The sequence below is a fragment of the Methylobacterium mesophilicum SR1.6/6 genome, assembly GCF_000364445.2.
Taxonomy (GTDB): Bacteria; Pseudomonadota; Alphaproteobacteria; order Rhizobiales; family Beijerinckiaceae; genus Methylobacterium; species Methylobacterium mesophilicum_A.
In genome coordinates, this window is the sequence record NZ_CP043538.1 from 1,494,574 (window position 1) to 1,513,316 (window position 18,743).

Below are 18,743 nucleotides of genomic sequence, written 5' to 3' on the forward strand. Positions count from 1 at the left end.
GCTCAGCCGCCGCGCCGTCGGTGGCGCCCATCGGAGACCTCTATGCGTCTGACCGCATCGCGCTACGGCAAGGAACGCGTCCGGATCATGCGCCTGACCCGCGACGGCGATCACCATGTCCCCCGCGAGCTGACGCTCACCGTGATGATGACCGGCGGCTTCGACGCGGCCTGGACCGCGGGCGACAACCGGGCGTGCATCGCCACCGACAGCGTGAAGAACATCGTCAACGTCACCGCGGCCCGGAACGTCGCGGCCGACGCGGAAGGTTTCGCGGCCGCCGTGGCGCAGGTGCTGCTCGAAACCTATCCGCAGGTCCAGACCGTCACCATCGAGGCCGAGGAGACGCGCTGGCTGCGCCACGGCGTCGACGGCGCGCCGCACGGGCACACCTTCACGCGCGACGGCAACGGCTTCGGGTTCGTGGCGCTCTCCGCCAGTCGCGCCGGCTCGACCGTGCGCTCGGGGCTGCGTGGCTACACCTTGATGAAGACCACGCGGTCGGGATGGGCGGATTTCGTCGATGATGGCTACCGCACGCTGCCGGACACGCACGACCGCATCGCGGCGACCAGCATGGATGCCACGTGGACTTGGTCGCGGCCGCCGTCCGACTACGCGGTCGCCAACGCGCGCATCCTGGAAAGTCTGCTGTCGACGTTCGCCACCACCTACAGCCGCAGCGTTCAGGACAGCATGTACAGGATGGGCGTATCGGCGCTCGACACGATCTCCGAACTGGCGGAGATCTCGTTCGTGATGCCGAACAAGCATTATCTGCCCTTGGACCTGCGGGCCTTCGGGCTCGATAACCCCGGCACCGTCTTCCTGCCGACCGACGAGCCCTGCGGTCTGATCGAGGCCACGATCCGCCGGGATCTTGAGACAGGGACCGCTCTGTCAGGATGAGGACAGATCGCCTCAGCTTTTCGCCGGACCACAACTCACGGTGAGCCGGATCCCGTAACTTACGCTAAGTTGCTGCAATCTCCGGGTGAGTTTCCGCCCTTTGCCTCAGCCTTGTTCGCGGAGTTTTGACCGGTTGCCCGAGATGAGGGCGACTGTTTTAACCGATGTTCAAGGCCGAGCGGCTATCTCTGGTCTCAAGTTTTTCGGCCATATACGCTGAACCAGAAACTGATCTATGTCGTGATCGGCAAGAAGCCGAAGATCTGACGGGATCTCAAAAGCCTGCCGCTGTGTTAGGCCGGGCGCTAAAATATTGGAGGACGCCGTGTTTTCGCGCCTGAAGAATCGCAAGGACCAGCACGCCAAGCTAGCGGCATTGAGCCGTTCTCTCGCTACGATTGAATTCGCTCTGGACGGCACAATTCTGGACGCGAACAGCAACTTCCTGGCCGCGATGGGCTACACGCTGGACGAGATCCGCGGCCGTCATCACACTCTCTTCGTAAACCCGGCCGATCGGGAGAGCGAGGCGTACCGGCGCTTCTGGGAGCAGCTCCGGCACGGCGAGTTCCAGACGGCCGAGTACAGGCGCATCGCCAAGGGTGGGCGGGAAGTCTGGATCCAGGCCACCTACAACCCGGTTCTCGACGGGGCGGGCAGACCGGTCAAGATCGTCAAGTTCGCCACCGACATCACGGCGCACAAGCTGCGCTCGCTCGATCTCGAAGGGCAGATCACCGCGCTGCACCGCTCGCAGGCGGTGATCGCCTTCGCGCTCGATGGAACGGTCCTGAGTGCCAATGCGAATTTCCTCGGTGCGGTCGGGTACCGCCTCGACGAGATCGTCGGCCGCCATCACAGTGTGTTCGTCAGCGAAGTCGAACGGACGAGCGAGCCCTATCGTGCGTTCTGGGCCGCACTCGCGCGCGGCGAGTACCAGTCCGGCGAGTACAGGCGCACCGGCAAGGGCGGTCGAGAAGTCTGGATCCAGGCCACCTACAATCCGATCACCGACGCCGACGGCCGCCCGATACGGGTCGTGAAGTTCGCCACCGACATCACCGCTCAGGTCGCCGAGCGGCAGCGTCGGGCCGAGACGCAACGGACCATCGGCAACGACCTCGACGCCATCGGTGACGCCGTCGCGGACGTGACGCGCCAGACCGGTCAGGCCGCCGAGACGGTGGGGCGGGTCTCGAACGAGATCCAGTCCGTCGCTTCCGGCGCTGAGCAGCTGTCGTACTCCGTCAGTGAGATCAGCCAGCAGGTGAGTCACGCGGCGGGGATCGCCGGTCAGGCCGTCGAGCAGGCGCAGCGCACGGGGTGCATCGTCGCCGGCCTCAGCGAGCAGGCGACGCAGATTGGCGACGTGGTCGGGCTGATCTCCGGTATCGCGGCCCAGACGAACCTGCTGGCGCTGAACGCCACGATCGAGGCCGCCCGCGCCGGCGAGGCGGGACGCGGCTTCGCGGTGGTCGCCAGCGAGGTCAAGACTCTGGCTGAGCAGACGGGTCGGGCGACGGACCAGATCCGCGGGCAGATCGCGGCGACCCAGACGGCGACCCGGGAGGCGGTCGAGGCGATCGGCGCCATTCAGGGGACGATCGGCACGTTGAACGCGGTGTCGTCCACCATCGCGGCGGCTGTGGAGGAGCAGTCGGCGGTGACCCGCGAGATGTCCGGCAGCATGCAGGCGGCGTCCCAGGGCGTCACCGCGATTTCGGCCGGCATGGAGACCATCGCGCAGGCAAGCCTGCGGGTCGACTGCGCGACGCGGCAGGTGCGCGAAGCCTCTCGCGCCCTGGCGTAGCGCCGCGGCTCAGGCGCCGTCACCGTTCTCGTCGGCGCCGCTCTCCTCGACCACGCGCCCCACGCGCGGCGTCAGCGGAAAGCGGCAGGTGCAGCGGAGGCCGTCGGGCTCGAAGGCCAGGGCCACGCGGGCGCCGAGTTCGTAGCTCAGCATCTCCTTGAGGACCTGCATGCCGAAACCGTGCCGTGCCGGAGGCACGACACCCGCGCCGCCCGTCTCCTTCCAGGTCAGCGTCAGATCGCCCGCCCCGTGGCCGGCGTCGGTGTCGACGGACCAGCCCACGGCGACGTCACCCGCGGCGAGCCCCAAAACCCCATGCTCGATGGCGTTGCTCGACAGTTCGTGGATCGCGAGAGCTACAAGCTGCGCCGCCTTCGGCCGGAGGCGGACCGGCGGCCCGGACAGCTCCGCCTGCTCGCCCTCGCGGATGAGATGGATCATCAATTCGTCCGAGATCAGGGTGTGCAGGTTGACCTCGCCGAAGGTGTCGGCCGTCACCCGAACCCGCGTGATGGCGTCGAGCCGGCCCTCAAGGTGCGTCGCGTAACTGTCGACGGTGTCGGCGGTCTCGGCCGAGAGGCGCAGCACCGCCCGGAGCATGGCCATGGTGTCGCGCAACCCGTGGCGAAGCCCGTCGGGCGCGCCGGCCTCGTCCAGAAGACGACGCAGGCGCGTATTGTCCGCCTCGAGCTGCACGAGGCGAACCTCGATCTCTTGAGACTCTGCCATGCCGGGCTTCTCCGCGCGAAGCGTTTTCAGGTTGTGTGCGGCTCGGAAGTCGGGTGTTTCCGTGCGGAAGCATCACGTGTCGAAAAATCTCGGTCAACTGCGCGATCCCGCCCCGTTGCGCGAGCGTTCCGGAGGCCCGCGGTCGCACAGCAGCCGCTCCGCCCGCAGCGGATCGCTCGCGTGGCCGGGAACCCGGTTCACGCCGGGGCGGGCATGACGCGCCTCCGCGGTCGAGGACGGGTGCTCGGGTCGCGGTCCCCTTCCGGCAAACCTGGGAAATGGAGTTTCGTTCGCAGGCAGACACAGGCTCGCTCCCGCGCCCTCAACTGATCCAACCCGCAATCACGCGTGGACATCATGTGATGACAGCGTTAAAATTTTAGCTTGGCGTGATACTGATTTATTGTGACAACAAACGCCACTTAAGTCTGTCGATAGTCGGCTATCTTTATAGAAATCGAGTACATACGATTCGATTGTTCGCCTTAGATGCGCAAAAATTAGCTTTGCTTTCGTCCAATCGAGAGAGTAAAACGCTGAACGAAGTTATATTATCACTCTTCAGACCGTTTAGCGACGTCGAACTCAGATGAATTATTCCGAACAAACCGTCTGTCTCTCGATGATTGTCAAGAACGAGGCACACGTTATTCGTCGATGCCTCGATTCGGTTCGGCCAGTCATTGATCATTGGGTGATCGTCGACACGGGATCAACCGACGGGACCGAAGATGTGATCCGCGCGGCGATGTCGGACGTGCCGGGGGACGTCCTGAGTCGACCCTGGGTCGATTTCGCGACCAATCGCAGCGAGGCGCTGGCGCTGGCGCGCCCGCACGCCGACTATACGTTGATCATTGACGCGGATGACGAATTGATCATCCCGCCGGATTTCGCGCTGCCGCAGCTCGATATGCCCGGCTACGCGGTCACCATCTTGGATAGTTTTACGAAGTATACGCGCCCGCAGCTGGTCAGTAACGCGTTCAACTGGCAATACCGCGGCGTCCTTCACGAATTCCTCACGTGCGACGAGGCTGGCCCCCTTCCGGTGCTGCCGCTCGCCATGCGTCGGGGAGAGGACGGCGCGCGCCATCTTGATCGCGGCACTTACCGGCGCGATGTCGATGTCCTTGAGAAAGCGCTGGCGACCGAGCAGGACCCGTTCTTGATCGCCCGCTATACGTTCTACCTCGCACAAAGTTACCGCGATATCGGCGATCGCCGAAAGGCGCTCGAATATTATCTGAAGCGGGCCGAACTCGGTTTTTGGCACGAGGAGATTTACATAAGTCTCCTCAGCGCCGCCTATCTGATGGACAGCCTGAACGAGCCTGCCAGCGCGGTCCTCGACGTGTATGATCGGGCCATAGCGATCTGTCCCGAGCGGGCGGAGGCCCGGCACGGGGCCAGCCGTTACTGCAGAGAACATCGCGACTACGTGAAAGGCCTTCACTATGCCGAGGCTGGTCTTCCGCCACGTATGCCGCGTGATGCTCTATTTCTGCAGCCGTGGATCTATAACTATGGCTTGCTGGACGAATATTCCGTCAACGCCTTCTGTACTGGTCAGTATCGGGCGTGCATGAACGCGTGTCTGACGATCCTGGGCCATCCGGAGACTCCCGCGGAGCATCGTCCGCGCATTTCCAGGCTTGCCGAGGAAGCGCTCGGCAAGATGGTGGATCCCGTCTGGGGTGCCGATCAGTCGTCGTACAACGTGGAGTTTGCGCCCACCTGGCGACTTTAGAAACGCGCGGGAGAACCACGGCGACCGTATACGCTCCCAGCGGTGGCGCGATCGATCCTCGCCGATCACGCCCATTGCCGAAGCTTCGGCCCGAAGGGTTATTCAGCAGCACTCGCCCTGAATGCGCAGCGGGATCGCTTGCGGCTGCACCAAGGGCATTAAGCCGGACAGGACTCGCCAGCCCTCCTCCCGCCGGAAGCACGCGCTGAACAACCAACAAGCGTAGCGCTAGGGCAGTCGCCGGCTCTGCCCAGGGGCGGGTGCATACCGCTGGCGCCGGGTCAGAATCGGAGCTGTGCCCCTCCGCGACTTACCGGCGCCTCGGCTCTCGCCTACCCGTGCCGCAGGTGATGTGCGGGAGGCGTCTGCGTGGGCGAACGTGCGGTACGGAAGGCGGAACGGCTGAAGCGGCTCTGGCCCGGATGGACCAAGGCGGCGCTGCCTCCGGCGCCGCGGATACCGAGGGAGGCCGATCGGGAAGAGATGCTTCCATCACGCGGCCTGACAGCATCCGAATTGATCGCCATGGCCCGTCAGGCTCGAGCCGTGGAGCACGAGCGGGATCCGGCAAACGCCGCCGACGTTTCCTGAGGTCTGCGCTGCTCGATCGGGAGGTCGGACGTGGGACTGCTCGCGTTCATCGTGTTCGTATGCCCGTGGATGGGGATCGCCGGCTTGTTGTGGATGAAGGAGCGGCAGACGCGGCCGCTCTGACGCTCGTCGCGCCGGCGGACCGGGGCTTAGGCCCGGCATCGTTTCTGCGCGTGTTGATACGCGCCGCTCCGTGAACGAACGGACGGCGGCGAGACCTGCGGGCGCCTGACCGATCCGCGCGGGTGCCTCCGGCCTACGTTTCGGTGGGATCTCCGCCGAACAGGGAGCATCCTTTGGAGATGCCCCCTCCGCACAGGCTCGTCCCGCTCCGGATGATCCGCAGCGGTCGCGTCGAGCACCAGCTGCGCCGACGACACAAGTGATGCACGCACAGATTCGCCGGTGAAAAGCTTTCTTGACGAAGGATATGTTCGAAGATCTCAGATTGAATTCATATCCAAGCGATATTTTATAATACGACTGTTGTATTCGTCTAAAACTTGATTCCATCTTTCGAACGCAATAGGCGAATGCGACAGAATGTTTGGAATTAAGTTTTATGCTGTCCGCAATGAACGATTATCCGCGAAGATCTTTTGTTATATATCACATATTGATAGTACCTTTGATTTTGTTACTGACGTGTCTTTCAATAAGAATTGGCACATATCCATTCTTCGGGACTGATAAGATCCGAAAGGTGCCTGGCTCGATTGCCGAAGAAATTCGGGTGCTGACGACGCTAGGCGCTTTGAAACAATTTACTTATGAGCTGCGCGCGATCGACTTGCTCACGCATCACGCCTCTCCGGAAGCAGCGCGGCGGCGGCATCGAAACCAAGCCATCGCGATCGGTCAGGCGTTCGAGGCTGCCTGGATCTCCTACGCGCGGACGGTCGTCGATCCGGAGGAGCGCCGACTCGCGGAACGGCTCTGGGAGACATGGCAGCATGTCCTGGCGGTGAGCGCTGAAGCGGCAGCCCTGGACCGGGCCGGTGAATGGGACTTGGCTGAAACGGTCCTTGTGACGCCGTCACAGGACGATGCGAAGGCGCTCGCGCAAGCGGTCGACGCCGTGCTGGCCCATCGGCAGGCCAGAACCCTGACGCAGGCCGCCGGTGTCGATGCCGCAGCCGACACGGTTCCGATGGAGCACGTCGCAGCCGCAGCCTTCGCGGGTGCGCTGGCGCTCGCGACCGTCTGGTTCAGCCTCCACCATGTCCCGGCGGTTTTCCACGCGCGGAAACGCGTCCCGCACCGGCAGGCCGAAGCCGCGCCCGGCACTCCGGTTGCGGCGGCGGAGAGTGGCGATGCGCCGGCATGCTCGGCGACCGCGCTGCGAGCCTCCGATCCCCTTTCGGTCGCCGGCCGCGTGCCCGAGCAGGAGCCCTCGGAGGTCCGCGCCGCCGCCGAGCACGAGCGGCACTCCCCGCCACGCGCGCCGGAGGCGGATTTCACGTCGGCAATGGGCGGCGTCGTGGCTTCGGTGACGGCGCGGGTCGGCGAATTGCGCGGACGGGCGGATCTCCTGAGCCGGATCGCCGCGGCGCGCGCGGATCGCTCGACCGAGGTAGCGGCGATGGTGGAGGAGGCGCAATCCCAGATCCGCGTGGCTTCTGCCCTCGCCAGAGGGTTCGGCACGTCGATGGACGAGGTCGGCCGCCAAGCCGGATCGACGACCGCACTGGCGAGCGGCGCCACCAATGACGCGGAACGGACGACGGCCCTCGTCCGCGCTTTGACCGGTGCGGCCGATCGGATCGGCGACGTGGTCCGGATCATCGCGAAGATCGCCGCTCAGACCAATCTTCTGGCCCTCAACGCCGCGATCGAGGCGGCCCGCGCCGGTGAGGCTGGCCGGGGCTTCGCGGTGGTCGCGGCCGAGGTGAAGGCGCTGGCCGGTCAGACCAGGCAGGCGACGGAGGATATCGGGCGGCACGTGACGGTGATCCAAGGCGCCACGACGGATGCGGTGGCGGCGATCGCTTCCGTTACCACCCGGATCGAGGACATGAGCCGGGCCGTCTCGACGATCGCCGCTGGTCTCGACGGGCAAGGTACGGCGGCGCGGGAGATCGTCCAAACCCTCCAGCAGGCCGCCCGGAATGCCGGCTCGGTGAGCGCTCGCATCGCCGACGATGCCGGCGCGGCCGAGCAGTTCGATGCGACCGCGAACGCCCTCCGTGCGGCGGCAGGTGCCCTCGTGGGCGACGCTGATCGGCTGAGCGCGGAATCGGCGCGCATCCTCCAGAGTGTTCAGGCCGCGTGAGAGGCGCCGTGTCGTACAATCAGGCAGGGATGGGCCGGATGGGACAGGACCGCCGCGAGGGGCCGCGGGCGATGGTCGCGCTGATGGCCGCCCTGCTCAGCCTGGCCTGCGGGATGATGCCGGCGCTCTCCGCCACCATCGGTATCGCCATGCCCCCGCCTGCAGCTGCCACGCGGACCTTGCTGGAGGGTATCGCCGAGCAGGCGAAAGCGCACGATGTGGCCGTGGCGTATGCTCACGCGCCGGACGGCGCCGGCGCGCAGCAGGTCGCGCAGGTTCGGCAATTGATCGCCGTGAAGGTCGACGCGCTGCTGATCACGCCGGTGGAGACCTCGGTGCGTCCCACCCTCACCCGCCTCGCGCGGGAGGCCGACATCCCGCTGGTGTTCCTGGACGACGGCCCGCCGGACCCGTGGCCCTTAGGACGGATCGCTTCCGTGCGGCCGCACGATCTCGTCGCCGGGCGTCTTCAGATGCGCAAGCTGGCCCAGATGCTGAACGGGACGGGACGGCTCGCCCTCATCGCGGGCAATCCCGCGCATGCGGGCGCGGCGCTGCGCATGCAGGGGATCAAGGACGTGCTGGCCGGATTCGCAGGCCTCCGGCTGGTCGCCGAAGACGCGGCCGACGGGGATCGCGGCAAGGCCCGTACCCTCGTCGCCGGATGGCTCGCTGGCAACATCGGGATCGACGCCATCGCGACCGCCAACGACGCGATGGCGCTCGGTGCCGCCGACGCCGTGGAGGCTGCGGGTATACCTCCCGGCCGCATCCTCATCGGCGGCGTCGACGCGTCCGCGGACGGCCTCACCGCCATGCAGCGCAAGCGCCTCGCCGTGACGGTCTACCAGGACGCGGCCCTGCAGGGCCGGCGCGCGGTCGACATCGCCCTGGCGATGATGCGGCACGAACCAGTCCGGCTCATCGACTGGATGCCGGTCGAACTGATCACCGACCGCATGTCGACCACCCACTTCGCCAAGTAGCCGTCCTGATCCGCCGAAGGGGCAGCGCGCGCGGTCACCCCGCCGGCAAGCCGGCTGACGAGGACCGCTGTGGGCTGCAGCGGTCTCGCTCAGCGCATCACGAACGGGTTCTCCGGCGCGTCGCGGCTGGTCGAGATCCAGACGCTCTTGGTCTCCAGGAATTCGCGGATCGACTCGATGCCGCTCTCGCGGCCGATTCCGGAACGCTTCATGCCGCCGAACGGCATCATGTAGCTTACGGCCCGATAGGTGTTCACCCAGACGGTGCCGGCCCGCAATCCTTTCGACATCCGCATCGCGCGACCGATATCCTGTGTCCAGACGCCGGCCGCGAGGCCGTAGATGACGTCGTTGCCGATCCGCAGCGCCTCCGCCTCGTCCTCGAAGCCGATGATCGACAGGACCGGGCCGAACACCTCCTCCTGGGCGATGCGCATGTCGTTGGTCACGCCGGTGAAGATCGTCGGCTCCACGAACTGGCCGCCGATCACGCCGGGACCGGAGGCCGGGTTGCCGCCGAAGACGCAGCGCGCTCCCTCGCTCTTGGCGAGCGCGATATAGTCGAGCACCTTGGTGTATTGGGGCGGCGTGGTGATCGGCCCGATATTGGTATCGGCCTGCATCGGGTCGCCCAGCTTGGCGGTACGGGCGAGATCCACCAACCGCTCGACGAAGGCCTCGCGGATGCTGTTCTGCACCAGCAGCCGCGATCCGGCGATGCAGGTCTGGCCCGTGGCGGCGAAGATGCCGGAGATCGCGCCCGCCGCGGCCGCCTTCAGGTCGGCGTCGGCGAAGACGATGTTGGGCGACTTGCCGCCGAGTTCCAGCGACACACGCTTGATCTGGCGCGCGGCCGCCTCGTAGACCTTCGCCCCCGTGACGTCAGAGCCCGTGAAGGTGATCTTGGCCACGTCCGGATGCTCCACGATGGCCGTGCCGGCCTCCCCGCCGAAGCCGGTGACGACGTTGAACATCCCGTCCGGCAGGCCGGCCTCCTTGGTCAGCCGGGCGAATTCGAGGGTGCTGGCGGAGGCGAATTCGGAGGGTTTCACGACGACCGCGCAGCCGGCCGCCAGAGCCGGCGCGCACTTCCAGGCCACGAACAGCAGCGGCGAGTTCCAGGCGGTCAGCGCCCCGACGACGCCCACCGGCTCGTGCCGGGTGAACGCGAAGGTCTCGGGCTTGTCGATCGGCACCTGGGCGCCCTCGACCTTGTCGGCGAGGCCCGCGTAGTACCACCACCATTCCGGCTGATAGCGGGTCTGGCCGTACACCTCGGCGAAGAGCTTGCCGTTGTCGCGCACCTCGACCTCGGCCAGCGCCTTGGCCTCGCGCTCCACGAGATCGCCGATCCGGCGGAGCACCTTGCCGCGCGCGGAGGCCGTCATGATGGCCCAGGGGCCCTCCCACATCGCGCGCTTGGCGGCGGCCACGGCCCGGTCGACATCGCCGCGGGAGGCCCGGGGGATCCGGGCCCAGGGCTCGCCGCGGTAGGGATCGATCGACTCGAACCACGCGCCCTCGACCGGGTCGACGTGCTGGCCATCGATGTAGAGCTGATAGGTCTTCACGGCGCGCATCTCCGAGACGGGATGCGCGCCATATGGACCGGGACCTGGGCGGCGGCGAGCCCGACCGGCTCAGGCGTTGGCGCTGAGGCGGCGGATGTCGGCGTCGACCATCTCGGTGATCAGCGCCTCCAGGCTCGTCCCCGCCTCCCAGCCGAAGGTCGCCTTCGCCTTGGCGGGGTTGCCCAACAGCACCTCGACCTCGGCCGGACGGAACAGGGCCGGGTCGATGACGAGGTGGTCGTCGATGTTCAGGCCGACATGCTTGAACGCGATCGCGCACATGTCCCGTACGGTGGTGGTGCGGCCGGTGGCGATCACGTAGTCGTCGGGCCGGTCCTGCTGCAGCATCAGCCACATCGCCTGCACATAGTCACGGGCGTGGCCCCAGTCGCGCTTGGCGTCGATGTTGCCCAGCCGCAGCTCCTTCTGCTTGCCGAGCTTGATCCGCGCCACCGCGTCCGTGACCTTGCGGGTGACGAACTCGACGCCCCGCAGCGGACTCTCGTGGTTGAACAGGATGCCGTTCGAGGCGTGCAGGTTGAAGCTCTCGCGGTAGTTGATCGTCATCCAGTGGGCGTAGAGCTTGGCCACGCCGTAGGGCGAGCGCGGGTAGAACGGCGTCGACTCGCTCTGGCGCTCCTCCTGGATCAGGCCGAACATCTCCGAGGTCGAGGCCTGATAATAACGCGCGCTGGGCGCCACCGAGCGCAGGCATTCGAGCATGTGTACGGCGCCGAGGCCCGTGACCTGCCCGGTGAGCAGCGGCTGCTGCCAGGATGAGGTCACGAACGACTGGGCGGCGAGGTTGTAGATCTCGTCGGGCTTGGCGGCCTGGACGATGCGCATCAGCGCCGACAGGTCGAGCAGGTTGCCGTCGACCAGCTCGACCTCGTCGAGGATGCCGAGCCACTTCAACCGGTGGTCGAAGACGCCGGCATGGCTGGAGCGGCGCACGATTCCGGTGACCGCGTAGCCCTTCTCCAGCAGCAGCTGCGCCAGATACGCGCCGTCCTGGCCCGTCACCCCGGTGATCAGCGCTCGCTTGGCCGTCATGTATCCGTCCTGTTCCGATTGTGCCCGGCTGCTACGACCGTGACGGCATCTCCGTCAAGGCAAGGCCACGACATCGGTCCTTTCCGCTGCGGTGTGAAGTCCGGTCGGGCTATCGACCGGGGGCTGAGCTCTGCGTGGGCGCATCGGACGTCCCGGCGCGTCGGCCGGTCGGCTCACCGCTTGCCGAGCCAGTCGATGACGCCCGCGAGCGACCGGAACTCATCCAGCGCGTGAATCCGGGCATCCGGCATCGCGGTCCGGGCCATGGTCGCGAGCGCGTGGCCGGGGCCCAGTTCCAGGACGCGGTCGGCACCGTATTCGCGGCAGGTATCCAGGCAGGCGGCCCAGTCGATCGGCCGCGAGATCTGCAGGGCGAGCTTCTCGAGACCCTCGGGGACCCGGAACACGGTCGCGCCGTCGAGACCGCTGACCAGGCGGGGAGACGCGGGTGCCGGTCGCCGCAGCGTCGCCTGCGCGAGCGCGTCCCGGAACGCCGCCGTGGCGGCTGCGAGGAGCGGCGTATGGGAGGGCGTGTGGACCGGCAGGACCACGGCCCGCTGCGCTCCGGACCCGCTCGCCTCGACGCACAGGGCATCGAGGGCGTCGCGCGGCCCGCCGACGACGCCGCTGTCGGCCGCATTGCGGATCGCGAGGTGGCAGCCGTGCCGCGCGGCGAGATTAGCCAGTGTGTCCAGTGCCAGCCCGCGGATTCCCGCCAGCCCGAATCCGGCCCCGGAGGCGGCATCCATGGCCTCCGCGCGCCGCGCGGCGAGGGCCAGGACGTCCGCCTGATCGAGCCGTCCGGCGACGCCCCAGGCCGCGAGGTCGCCGACGCTGTAGCCGGCCACGATGGCGCGATCCGGCTGCGCCGGGCCGAGGGTGCGCCACGCGGCGAGCGCGGCGGTGCAGCACAGGATCTGGCCCGCGCGATTGGCGTGCAGGCGGTCGTCGCCGGCCCGCGCGAGGTCGCGGGGATCGGTGCCGTCGAGATGGGTCTTGGCGGCCGCGAAGATCGGCTGCGCCGCCGGATCGTCGGCTGTGAGATCGAACATCCCCGGGTGCTGGCCGCCCTGGCCGGAGAGGAGCAGGGCGACGGTCATGCCGCCACCGGAACGCGCAGCGCATCGACCGGCCGGAGCGCCAGCGCGTCCACGCTCTTTGCGAGCACGGAGCCGCCGGCCGGGGCTTCGAGCAGCTCCCGCCAGTGCAGGCCGAACCCGTCCGGAAGCAGGATCTCCCCGTCGATGCGCATGGGCGCCACGTCCGCGATGGTGCGGATCTGCGTCAGCAGGCCCGTCGGGACGGCCTCGCGACACGGCCAGAGCAGGTCGAGATCGGAGGTGGCGGTCAGGTAGGTCAGGCCGGTGACCGCCTGCCACAGGAGGCCGCCGAAGGACCGCGGCACGATCCCGTGCCCGGCCCCGATCGCCACGAGATCCCGGATGGCCGGGCGCCAGGCCGCGGGGGCATCGCCGGCGACGTCGATCAGGCTCATCGGGGATAGCGCCGTCAGGGCTTCCTCAGGCAGCGCCAGCCCGATCCTCCGCTTGCCGTCGGCGGGTGGCAAGGGCAATCCGAGGGGGACGGCCCCGGCGTCCTCTCCCGGAACCCGGCGGCGCACGACGAAGGGCCGCCCCGCCTCGGCCCAGCCTCGCAGATGCGGGACAGCGACGAGATCCGGCCGCGCGTCGAGCAAGGCCGCCCAGGCTGCCGGATCGGCCCGGACGAGGTCGTGGCGCCTGTAGGGCTCAGCCAAGGCGCGCCTGATCGCCGACGGCTTCAGCCACGGAGCGGGCGACCGGCCGGCCGCCGCGCGCCTCGCCGAGACGGTCCCGCACGTCGTCCGACGGCATCGCGTCGATCAGAGCGCGGATCTGGCCATCCAGCGGCGTGCCGGGATCCAGGACCGCGTGGACCGCACCGGTCGCCACCATGTTGTCGATGCCGGGGGCGAAGACCGGCGTCGACTTCGCCATGTCCTGGAGCTTCTCAAGCGGAAGCTTGGTGACGCGGGCCACCGACAGCAGGTCCATCACGCTCGGATTGGCGCCGGGCAGCGCCGCCAGCACGCGGGTCGCGAGCGCGGTGGCGATGAACGCTCCCGCAGCCGAATGGCCGTAGATCAGCCCGATCGTCGGATGCCCCGAGCGGTCGGCCAGCAGCACCGTCTTGGCGAGGTGCGCGAGGCACTCGTTCAGGCCCAGCAGCTCGTCGCGCCGGCTCATGCGCTGGCTGTCGGAATCGACCACGACAAGGATCGGCGCCCGGTCGCCCGCCCGCACCGCGTCGAGCACCGCCCGCGACAGGACCAGAGCGCCGTCGACGCCCAGCGGCGTGTCGCCATCGATGCCCACCACGTGGATCCTGCCACCCGCGAAGGGGCCGCTGCCGGTCACAAGCCCGTCGCGCACGGCGACGTCATGTCCGCCCGGGAAAAGGGACGCGAGGATCTCATCGAGCGTCATGGTCGGCCTCCCTGATCCGGCGGACGGTCTCGACGAAGGCCTCCGCGTCCATCGCCGGCACCCGCTCGGGATCGTTGACGCCGAGCCGCGCCCAGACATCCGTGGCATCCCGGCAATCGCCGAAGCGGGCGATCCGGGCCTCGAGGCGCGCCTGCTCGGCCTCCAGGGTTTCAAGGTCGAAGGCCGGCGCCCGGCCGAGGAGGTCGAGGGCTGCCCGCCGGAATTCCGCGACCGTGTCGGCGCAGAAGGCGTCGGCGCCGCCGATGAGCCTGCGGTGCTTGCCGCCCATGGTGCGCCAGACGAGCGCCCGGTCGCGGGAATCGAATTCCTCCGCGCCCTTGTTGGTCTCGATCACCTCCGGACCGGAAACCGAGATGCGGCCACCCTCGGACACCGCCAGCCGCGAGCAGGTTCCGGCGATGAGGCCACCGCCTCCGTAGCAGCCGGCACGCCCGCCGATCAGCCCGATGACGGGGATCCCGGCGGCGCGGACGTCCACGATGGCCCGCATCGTCTCGGCGATGGCGGTCTCGCCGGCATTGGCCTCCTGGAGGCGCACGCCGCCGGTGTCGAACAGGATCAGCACCGCCATCGGCTTCACGTCGAGGGCGGCCCTGAGCAGACCGACGATCTTGCCCCCGTGCACCTCGCCGAAGGCGCCGCCCATGAAGCGGCCCTCCTGCGCGGCGATCAGCACCGGGCTGCCGTCGAGCGCTGCGCGGCCCACCACGATGCCGTCGTCGAAAGCGCGGGGGAGATCGAACAGCGGCAGGTGCGGGCTCATGCGCCGCTCGGTCGGGCCGAGAAACTCGTGGAAGCTGCCCGGATCGACGAGGGCCGCCACGCGCTGGCGCGCCGTGGCCTCGTACCAGCTCAGGGCATCCGGATCGACGCGCGCGGCGCGGTCACCCGCCATGATCAGGCCTCCATCAGCCGGGCGCCCTGAAGCAGGCGCAGCGATACGGTGTCGGGGCGCGCGCCGCCGTCGTTGATGCTGATGCGGATGCCGCCCGGCTGTGCCCGGGCGACGAAATCCGCCACCACGGCTTCCCAGACGTCGCCGAACCCGGAGATCGGCGTCGCGATCGCGACTTCGCAGGCATCCGCCGGCAGGACCCGCTCCAGAAGGATCTCCAGGTTGCCCGAGGCGACCACGCCGGTGATCGCGTTCGGCACCGAGCCCGCCAGCGGCTTCGTGGTGGTGTGGCGGAAGGTCAGGGTTTCCATGGCCGGTTCCTTGTGGGGCATCCAGCGATCCATACGGAACGCCTCAACAGAGAGCCTGTCCGACTCAGAGCTTCCATTGCACACCCTCATTCTGAGGTGCTGCGCTGCGCTCCGGGACCTCGGGATGAGGTCGCGCTTGGAGTCTCTTTCGCAACGAGCGAGATCGGAAGGTCGACCGGGCCCTCGGGTTCAGGTTCAGACGGCGAAGGTCTCGACATCGCGTTCAGCCGCGGCTCACCAGTTCCGGAACTTCGCCGGCGGCTCGTAGAGCCCACCGGACCAGTGCACGAGATCCTTGATCGACTTCGCGGCGAGGAGCGCCCGATCCGCGTCGAGCGGCTCGATGCCGAGATCCTCCGGCCGCCGGATGACGCCGCGGGCGCGCAAGGCCTCGACCTTCGCCCGGTCACGGCCGCGGCCGACCTCCGTGTAGCCCGCCACGCCGCGGATCGCCTGCTCGCGCTCGTCGGCGTCGCGGCAGAGCAGGAGGTTGGCGATGCCCTCCTCGGTGACGATGTGGGTCACGTCGTCAGCGTAGATCATCACCGGCGCCAGCTCGAGCCCGATCTTCTGGGCGAGTTCCAACGCGTCGAGCTTCTCCACGAAGGTGGGCACCAGCTTGTCGCCGAAGGTCTCGACGAGCTGGACGACCAGCTTGCGCCCGCGCATCAGCGCCGGGTCGCCGACGATCTGCCCCTCCCGTCCCGCCTTCATCCAGGCGTCCGAGGGATGGCGGCGTCCGTGCGGATCCGAGCCCATGTTGGGGGCACCTCCGAAGCCCGCGACCCGTGACTGGGTGATGGTCGAGGAATGGCCCATCAGGTCGATCTGCAGCGTCGCGCCGATGAACATGTCGCAGGCATAGAGGCCGGCCGTCTGGCAGAAGGCCCTGTTCGAGCGAAGGCTCCCATCCGCACCTGTGAAGAAGATGTCGGGCCGCTCGCGGATGTAGCGGTCCATGCCGACCTCGGACCCGAAGCAATGAACCTGCTTGACCCAGCCCGACTCGATCGCGGGGATCAGGGTCGGGTGCGGGTTCAGCGCCCAATGGGTGGCGATCTTGCCCTTCAGCCCGAGCTTCTCGCCGTAGGTCGGCAGCAGAAGCTCGATCGCCGCCGTCCCGAATCCGATGCCGTGGTTGAGGCGGCGGATGCCGTACTCGGCGTAGATTCCCTTGATCGCCATCATGGCGATCAGGATCTGGGTCTCCGTCATGGCCGCCGGGTCGCGGGTGAAGAGCGGCTCGACGTAGAACGGCTTGTCGGCCTCCACCACGAAGTCGATCCGATCGCCCGGGATGTCGACCCGCGGGACTGTCTCGACGATCTCGTTGACCTGCGCGACGACCACGCCGTTCTTGAAGGCCGTCGCCTCCACGACGGTGGGCGTGTCCTCGGTGTTGGGCCCGGTATAGAGATTGCCGTCCCGGTCGGCCGAGACGCCCGCGATCAGCGCCACGTTGGGCGTCAGATCAACGAAGTAGCGGGCGAACAGCTCCAGGTAGGTGTGCACCGCCCCGAGCTCGATCTGGCCGCCGTAGAGCATCTTGGCGATGCGGGCGCCCTGCGGACCGGAATAGGAATAGTCGAGCCTCTTGGCGATGCCGGTCTCGAAGACGTCCAGATGCTCCGGGAGGACGATCCCCGACTGGACCATGTGCAGATCGTGGACCTTCTCGGGATCGCAGGCGCTCAGCGCCCGGGCGAGACAATCCGCCTGCTTCTGATTGTCCCCTTCGAGGCAAACACGATCGCCCGGTCGCAGGATCGCCTCCAGCAGATCGACGACGGCCTCCGCCGGCACGACCTTGCCGTCTGCCTGCGCGCGGCCAGCCGCGATCCGGGCTTCGCGCGCCTGCCTCTCCTCGCGCCAATCGTCCATGTGCGCGCCCTCGTCGATGTGCCGAACGCCAGATAGAGCGGCCGTCCGTATTTTCAAAGCCGAACAGATCACGCTTTCGTATACGGGATTGCCCAATTGTCAATATCTTGCATACTGAGCGGAACGGCCGAAGGCTGATTCGGGAAGGAAACGCACTATGACGCGCGCGTCGGGGCAGTGGCTGGCAGCCGGCAGGTCACCGGTATTGTACCTAGGCCAACGCCGATGATCGTCCTCGGTGTCGCCCTGCTCGCGGCCTGCACGCTGATCGGCGTGTATCTCGGCGATCTTCTGGGCCTGCTGCTCGGCGTGAAGGCTAATGTCGGCGGCGTCGGCATCGCGATGATCCTGCTCATCGCCGCGCGGCTGTGGCTCTCGCGGCGCGGCCGCCTGACCAAGGGTGTCCAGTTCGGCGTCGAGTTCTGGGCCGGGATGTACATCCCGATCGTCGTTGCGATGGCAGCGCAGCAGAACGTGGTCGCGGCGGTCAGCGGCGGCCCGATCGTGCTGATCGCCGCCACAGGCTCGCTCGTCCTGTGCTTCGGTGCCGTGGCCCTCCTGAGCCGCGTCGGGCGTCGCGACGCATCCAACGGGACGGTCGAGCACGGCGGATCGGTCATCGGCGGGGGGGCGGAGCCGCCCGTCCCCGTCCAGCCTGCCTCATCCGTTGCCAAAAAGGTCTGACGCCATGGAAAACGGATCCGGGGATCACGGCATCGGGCATGCCGTCTGGCACGGCATCGAGCACGTCTTCGTCGAGCAGAGTCTGGTGGCCGCGTTCGCGGTGGTCGGGGCGCTGATCCTGATCTCCAACTTCGCCGCCAAACGGCTCACCAACGGGCGGGTCCACGGCTCGGCCATCGCCATCGTGCTGGGGCTGGTCCTGGCCTATTGCGGCGGGCTCTACACCGGCGGCAAGAAGGGGCTCGCCGACCTCCCGGCGCTCGCCGGCATCGGCCTGATGGGCGGCGCGATGCTGCGCGACTTCGCCATCGTCGCCACGGCCTTCGAGGTCGATGTGGTCGAGGCCCGCCGCGCGGGGCTCCTCGGCGTATTAGCGCTCGCCCTCGGCACGATCTTGCCGTTCATCGTGGGGACGCTGACCGCCATGGCCTTCGGCTACCACGACGCGGTGTCGGTCACGACCATCGGCGCGGGCGCGATCACCTACATCGTGGGCCCGGTCACCGGCGCGGCGATCGGCGCGGATTCCACCGTGATGGCGCTCTCCATCGCGACCGGCGTCACCAAGGCAGTCATGGTGATGGTCGGGACACCTTTGGTGGCGCGGCTGATCGGCCTGGATAACCCGCGCTCTGCCATGGCGTATGGCGGGTTGATGGGGACGGTCAGCGGCGTCGCCGGCGGTCTCGCGGCGACCGACCCCAAGCTCGTGCCCTACGGTGCATTGACCGCCACGTTCCACACCGGGATCGGCTGCCTCGTCGGTCCCTCGATCCTGTTCCTGACGGTGCGGGCCTTCCTCGGTTGAAAATTCG

16 protein-coding genes are annotated in these 18,743 nt (G+C 67.8%); 7 read left to right on the forward strand and 9 right to left on the reverse strand.

Annotated elements, in window-relative coordinates; translation table 11 throughout:
- The first annotated feature begins 42 nt into the window (after window positions 1-42).
- Both pucL and MMSR116_RS06935 read left to right on the forward strand, forming a co-directional pair.
- On the forward strand, window positions 43-909 hold the full coding sequence (pucL, locus tag MMSR116_RS06930) for a factor-independent urate hydroxylase (protein WP_010683442.1): 867 nt from the start codon (window positions 43-45) through the stop codon (window positions 907-909).
- Between the two features lie 325 nt (window positions 910-1,234).
- Window positions 1,235-2,719, forward strand: coding sequence for a methyl-accepting chemotaxis protein (locus MMSR116_RS06935; protein WP_010683443.1), 1,485 nt, complete (start codon window positions 1,235-1,237; stop codon window positions 2,717-2,719).
- Between the two features lie 9 nt (window positions 2,720-2,728).
- Here MMSR116_RS06935 and MMSR116_RS06940 read toward each other — a convergent pair whose 3' ends face one another.
- On the reverse strand, window positions 2,729-3,448 hold the full coding sequence (locus MMSR116_RS06940) for an HWE histidine kinase domain-containing protein (protein WP_010683444.1): 720 nt from the start codon (window positions 3,446-3,448) through the stop codon (window positions 2,729-2,731).
- A gap of 589 nt (window positions 3,449-4,037) precedes the next feature.
- On the opposite strand from MMSR116_RS06940, the gene MMSR116_RS06945 reads away from it, so the two are divergent.
- The 3 genes from MMSR116_RS06945 (at window position 4,038) to MMSR116_RS06955 (ending at window position 9,047) form a co-directional block, all read left to right on the forward strand.
- Window positions 4,038-5,198 (forward strand): glycosyltransferase, encoded by a 1,161-nt coding sequence (locus tag MMSR116_RS06945; RefSeq protein WP_010683445.1) that lies wholly within the window; start codon window positions 4,038-4,040, stop codon window positions 5,196-5,198.
- A gap of 1,153 nt (window positions 5,199-6,351) precedes the next feature.
- The gene (locus MMSR116_RS06950; protein ID WP_010683447.1) at window positions 6,352-8,061 is read left to right on the forward strand and encodes a HAMP domain-containing methyl-accepting chemotaxis protein; all 1,710 of its coding nucleotides are present in this window, start codon (window positions 6,352-6,354) and stop codon (window positions 8,059-8,061) included.
- 38 nt (window positions 8,062-8,099) lie between these two features.
- On the forward strand, window positions 8,100-9,047 hold the full coding sequence (locus MMSR116_RS06955; RefSeq protein ID WP_010683448.1) for a substrate-binding domain-containing protein: 948 nt from the start codon (window positions 8,100-8,102) through the stop codon (window positions 9,045-9,047).
- Window positions 9,048-9,136: 89 nt separating this feature from the next.
- Here MMSR116_RS06955 and MMSR116_RS06960 read toward each other — a convergent pair whose 3' ends face one another.
- The 8 genes from MMSR116_RS06960 to mdcA all read right to left on the reverse strand — a co-directional run bounded on the left by MMSR116_RS06960 (window position 9,137) and on the right by mdcA (window position 17,244).
- Window positions 9,137-10,618 (reverse strand): aldehyde dehydrogenase, encoded by a 1,482-nt coding sequence (locus MMSR116_RS06960; RefSeq protein ID WP_010683449.1) that lies wholly within the window; start codon window positions 10,616-10,618, stop codon window positions 9,137-9,139.
- Between the two features lie 69 nt (window positions 10,619-10,687).
- A complete protein-coding gene (gene gmd / locus MMSR116_RS06965; RefSeq protein WP_010683450.1) occupies window positions 10,688-11,671 on the reverse strand; it encodes a GDP-mannose 4,6-dehydratase in 984 nt (327 codons plus the stop codon).
- A gap of 173 nt (window positions 11,672-11,844) precedes the next feature.
- Window positions 11,845-12,771 (reverse strand): acyltransferase domain-containing protein, encoded by a 927-nt coding sequence (locus MMSR116_RS06970; RefSeq protein WP_039892864.1) that lies wholly within the window; start codon window positions 12,769-12,771, stop codon window positions 11,845-11,847.
- Window positions 12,768-13,427, reverse strand: a complete 660-nt coding sequence (gene mdcG, locus MMSR116_RS06975; protein WP_010683452.1) for a malonate decarboxylase holo-[acyl-carrier-protein] synthase — start codon at window positions 13,425-13,427, stop codon at window positions 12,768-12,770. The genes MMSR116_RS06970 and mdcG overlap by 4 nt, the downstream gene beginning before the upstream one ends.
- Window positions 13,420-14,136 (reverse strand): biotin-independent malonate decarboxylase subunit gamma, encoded by a 717-nt coding sequence (gene mdcE, locus MMSR116_RS06980; RefSeq protein ID WP_010683453.1) that lies wholly within the window; start codon window positions 14,134-14,136, stop codon window positions 13,420-13,422. Before mdcE ends, mdcG begins: the two co-directional genes overlap by 8 nt.
- Complete coding sequence (locus tag MMSR116_RS06985; protein ID WP_010683454.1) at window positions 14,123-15,052, reverse strand: biotin-independent malonate decarboxylase subunit beta; 930 nt, start codon at window positions 15,050-15,052, stop codon at window positions 14,123-14,125. Before MMSR116_RS06985 ends, mdcE begins: the two co-directional genes overlap by 14 nt.
- 2 nt (window positions 15,053-15,054) lie before the next feature.
- Window positions 15,055-15,363, reverse strand: a complete 309-nt coding sequence (mdcC, locus tag MMSR116_RS06990) for a malonate decarboxylase acyl carrier protein (protein WP_010683455.1) — start codon at window positions 15,361-15,363, stop codon at window positions 15,055-15,057.
- A gap of 234 nt (window positions 15,364-15,597) precedes the next feature.
- Window positions 15,598-17,244, reverse strand: coding sequence for a malonate decarboxylase subunit alpha (gene mdcA / locus MMSR116_RS06995; protein ID WP_010683456.1), 1,647 nt, complete (start codon window positions 17,242-17,244; stop codon window positions 15,598-15,600).
- A 225-nt stretch (window positions 17,245-17,469) separates the two neighbouring features.
- Between mdcA and madL the strand changes: the two genes are divergently transcribed.
- Window positions 17,470-17,928, forward strand: coding sequence for a malonate transporter subunit MadL (gene madL, locus MMSR116_RS07000; RefSeq protein ID WP_010683457.1), 459 nt, complete (start codon window positions 17,470-17,472; stop codon window positions 17,926-17,928).
- 4 nt (window positions 17,929-17,932) lie between these two features.
- Window positions 17,933-18,736 (forward strand): malonate transporter subunit MadM, encoded by an 804-nt coding sequence (madM, locus tag MMSR116_RS07005; protein ID WP_010683458.1) that lies wholly within the window; start codon window positions 17,933-17,935, stop codon window positions 18,734-18,736.
- Window positions 18,737-18,743: the final 7 nt, after the last annotated feature.

Excerpts from the sequence above, each read along its gene's own strand:
- MMSR116_RS06945 (WP_010683445.1), top strand. The coding sequence starts at position 4,038 with ATGAATTATTCCGAACAAACCGTCTGTCTCTCGATGATTGTCAAGAAC.
- madM (WP_010683458.1), top strand. The coding sequence starts at position 17,933 with ATGGAAAACGGATCCGGGGATCACGGCATCGGGCATGCCGTCTGGCAC.
- gmd (WP_010683450.1), bottom strand. The coding sequence starts at position 11,671 with ATGACGGCCAAGCGAGCGCTGATCACCGGGGTGACGGGCCAGGACGGC.
- MMSR116_RS06940 (WP_010683444.1), bottom strand. The coding sequence starts at position 3,448 with ATGGCAGAGTCTCAAGAGATCGAGGTTCGCCTCGTGCAGCTCGAGGCG.
- pucL (WP_010683442.1), top strand. The coding sequence starts at position 43 with ATGCGTCTGACCGCATCGCGCTACGGCAAGGAACGCGTCCGGATCATG.
- MMSR116_RS06950 (WP_010683447.1), top strand. The coding sequence starts at position 6,352 with ATGCTGTCCGCAATGAACGATTATCCGCGAAGATCTTTTGTTATATAT.
- mdcA (WP_010683456.1), bottom strand. The coding sequence starts at position 17,244 with ATGGACGATTGGCGCGAGGAGAGGCAGGCGCGCGAAGCCCGGATCGCG.
- MMSR116_RS06985 (WP_010683454.1), bottom strand. The coding sequence starts at position 15,052 with ATGGCGGGTGACCGCGCCGCGCGCGTCGATCCGGATGCCCTGAGCTGG.
- MMSR116_RS06955 (WP_010683448.1), top strand. The coding sequence starts at position 8,100 with ATGGGACAGGACCGCCGCGAGGGGCCGCGGGCGATGGTCGCGCTGATG.
- mdcC (WP_010683455.1), bottom strand. The coding sequence starts at position 15,363 with ATGGAAACCCTGACCTTCCGCCACACCACCACGAAGCCGCTGGCGGGC.
- madL (WP_010683457.1), top strand. The coding sequence starts at position 17,470 with ATGATCGTCCTCGGTGTCGCCCTGCTCGCGGCCTGCACGCTGATCGGC.
- MMSR116_RS06970 (WP_039892864.1), bottom strand. The coding sequence starts at position 12,771 with ATGACCGTCGCCCTGCTCCTCTCCGGCCAGGGCGGCCAGCACCCGGGG.
- mdcE (WP_010683453.1), bottom strand. The coding sequence starts at position 14,136 with ATGACGCTCGATGAGATCCTCGCGTCCCTTTTCCCGGGCGGACATGAC.